General features: G+C 59.4%; 3 protein-coding genes. All 3 read left to right on the forward strand.

The window, feature by feature from the left end; genetic code table 11:
• Nucleotides 1-323 precede the first annotated feature (323 nt).
• The 3 genes from phhA (at nucleotide 324) to DCO47_RS26465 (ending at nucleotide 2,780) form a co-directional block, all read left to right on the forward strand.
• Nucleotides 324-1,115: a phenylalanine 4-monooxygenase gene (gene phhA / locus DCO47_RS26455; RefSeq protein WP_042607502.1), complete on the forward strand. Its 792-nt coding sequence runs from the start codon at nucleotides 324-326 to the stop codon at nucleotides 1,113-1,115.
• 115 nt (nucleotides 1,116-1,230) lie between these two features.
• Complete coding sequence (locus DCO47_RS26460) at nucleotides 1,231-1,587, forward strand: 4a-hydroxytetrahydrobiopterin dehydratase (protein WP_016771115.1); 357 nt, start codon at nucleotides 1,231-1,233, stop codon at nucleotides 1,585-1,587.
• Nucleotides 1,587-2,780 carry an amino acid aminotransferase gene (locus DCO47_RS26465; protein ID WP_116659261.1) on the forward strand — a complete coding sequence of 398 codons (1,194 nt, stop codon included), beginning with the start codon at nucleotides 1,587-1,589 and terminating at the stop codon, nucleotides 2,778-2,780. Before DCO47_RS26460 ends, DCO47_RS26465 begins: the two co-directional genes overlap by 1 nt.
• The last annotated feature ends 89 nt before the right edge of the window (nucleotides 2,781-2,869 follow it).

Below are 2,869 nucleotides of genomic sequence, written 5' to 3' on the forward strand. Positions count from 1 at the left end.
CGATAGCGGTCTATCAAGTTCATATTCATCGACTGACACACCGCTATCGCGAGCAGGCTCACTCCTACAGGGGAACGGCGCCCGATTTTCTGTCGAGGCACGCAGATAGTTGTCAAGATTATGTGACAGCCCCTGCCCTTTTCAAACCCACCAATCGCCGTAAATGCGCTCTAGCCGACAAACCGTAACGATAACTTTACGAAACAAGCAGAATTTTCCTACGCACCTGCGGGTCAACATGCTGTACGCCATCACACTCTCGGGTATTCCTGTAGCCATCGCTGGACATAACAAAAACCAGATTCCCCTAGCAGGAGAGCAGCATGAAGCAGACGCAATACGTGGCTCGCGAGCCCGATGCGCAAGGTTTTATCGACTACCCCGCCGAAGAACATGCGGTGTGGAACACGCTGATCACTCGCCAGTTGAAGGTGATTGAAGGTCGTGCGTGCCAGGAATACCTGGACGGTATCGAAAAACTCGGTCTGCCCCACGACCGCATTCCGCAACTGGCCGAGATCAACAAAGTCCTCGGCGAGACCACAGGCTGGCAGGTCGCCCGGGTGCCGGCGCTGATTCCTTTCCAGACTTTTTTCGAATTGCTCGCCAGCAAGCAATTCCCCGTCGCTACCTTCATCCGTACCCGCGAAGAACTCGACTATCTGCAGGAGCCGGACATCTTTCACGAGATCTTTGGCCACTGCCCGCTGCTGACCAACCCGTATTTCGCCGAATTCACCCACACCTACGGCAAGCTCGGTCTGCAGGCGACCAAGGAAGAGCGCGTGTACCTGGCGCGGTTGTACTGGATGACCATCGAATTCGGTCTGGTTGACACCCCGCAGGGCAAGCGCATTTACGGTGGCGGGATTCTGTCCTCGCCGAAAGAAAGCGTTTACTGCTTGTCGGACGAGCCGGAGCATCAGTTGTTCGATCCCCTGGAAGCCATGCGCACGCCGTATCGCATCGACATCCTGCAACCGCTGTACTTCGTCTTGCCGAATCTCAAGCGCCTGTTCGATGTCGCCCATGAAGACATCATGGCCATGGTTCGCCAGGGCATGCAGTTGGGCTTGCACGCGCCAAAATTTCCGCCGAAACCCAAAGCCGCCTGAACCGCGACTTTTGCTGACAATTGCGTCTGTGCGTCGCCGCCGCTTTGCTTTAGCGTGACGGCAATGACGGCACATGCGCTTTAATAAAAAACACACTCGATTTCAGGAATACACCATGTCGACTTTGAACCAAGCCCACTGCGAAGCCTGCCGCGCCGATGCGCCACAAGTCAGCGATGAAGAACTGCCGATCCTGATCAAGCAGATCCCTGACTGGAACATCGAAGTACGCGACGGCATCATGCAGCTGGAAAAAGTTTTCCTGTTCAAGAACTTCAAACACGCGCTGGCGTTCACCAACGCCGTCGGCGAGATCTCCGAGGCCGAAGGTCACCACCCAGGCCTCTTGACCGAGTGGGGCAAAGTCACCGTGACCTGGTGGAGCCACTCGATCAAAGGCCTGCACCGCAACGACTTCATCATGGCTGCGCGCACTGACGAAGTGGCGAAGACCGCAGAAGGACGCAAGTAATGCACTTCGACGCCATCGGCCGGGTCCCCGGCGACCCGATCCTCGGTTTGATGGAGGCTTATGCGCAGGATGCCAATCCGCGCAAATTCGACCTCGGCGTTGGCGTCTACAAGGATGCCCAGGGTCTGACGCCGATCCCGGAAGCGGTGAAGATCGCCGAAGCGCGGCTGGTCGAAAGCCAGCACACCAAGACCTACATCGGTGGCCACGGCAACCCGCTGTTCGGCAAGGTCATCAATGAGCTGGTACTGGGTGCCGACTCGCGGTTGATCGCCGAACAACGCGCCGGCGCCACCCAGACCCCGGGCGGCACCGGAGCCCTGCGTCTGGCTGCCGACTTCATCGCGCAATGCCTGCCGGGCAAAGGTGTGTGGTTGAGCAACCCGACCTGGCCGATCCACGAAACGATTTTCGCCGCAGCCAAGGTCAAGGTCAGCCAGTACCCGTACGTCGGTAGCGACAACCGCCTCGACGTCGAAGCGATGCTCGCCGTGCTCAGGGAAGTGCCGAAGGGCGACGTGGTGCTGCTGCATGCCTGCTGCCACAATCCGACCGGTTTCGACCTGAACCATGACGACTGGAAGCGCGTGCTTGAAGTGGTGCGCAGCCGCGATCTGCTGCCGCTGATCGACTTCGCTTATCAGGGTTTTGGTGATGGCCTCGAACAGGACGCGTGGTCGACCCGGCTGTTCGCGTCACAAGTGCCGGAGCTGTTGATCACCAGTTCCTGCTCGAAGAACTTCGGCCTGTACCGAGACCGCACCGGTGCGCTGATCGTCTGCGCGACCAGCGCCGACAAGCTCACCGACATCCGCAGCCAACTGGCCACCATCGCCCGCAATCTGTGGTCGACGCCGCCGGATCACGGCGCGGCAGTGGTCGCGACCATCCTTGCCGATCCAGAGCTGAAAGCGCGCTGGGCCGATGAAGTGGAAGCCATGCGTCTGCGGATCGCGCAGCTGCGCAACGGTCTGGTCGAAGCGCTGGAACCGTACGGTTTGCGCGAGCGTTTCGCGCATATTGGCGTGCAACGCGGGATGTTCTCCTACACCGGCCTGTCGCCGGAACAGGTAAAGCACATGCGCGAGCGTCACAGCGTGTACATGGTCAGCTCCGGCCGGGCCAACGTCGCCGGCATCGACGCCACCCGCCTCACCTCGCTGGCCGACGCCATCGCCGACGCCTGCAAATAGTTACTGCAACACAAAACCCTGTGGGAGCGAGCCTGCTCGCGAAAGCGGCGTGTCATTCAACTAAAATGTTGCCTGACACACTGCCTTCG

The organism is Pseudomonas sp. NDM, assembly GCF_003105095.1.
Classification (GTDB): Bacteria; Pseudomonadota; Gammaproteobacteria; order Pseudomonadales; family Pseudomonadaceae; genus Aquipseudomonas; species Aquipseudomonas moraviensis_A.

Bases quoted from the DNA above. Each gene is read 5' to 3' on its own strand.
- phhA (WP_042607502.1), top strand. From the start codon at position 324: ATGAAGCAGACGCAATACGTGGCTCGCGAGCCCGATGCGCAAGGTTTT.
- DCO47_RS26460 (WP_016771115.1), top strand. From the start codon at position 1,231: ATGTCGACTTTGAACCAAGCCCACTGCGAAGCCTGCCGCGCCGATGCG.
- DCO47_RS26465 (WP_116659261.1), top strand. From the start codon at position 1,587: ATGCACTTCGACGCCATCGGCCGGGTCCCCGGCGACCCGATCCTCGGT.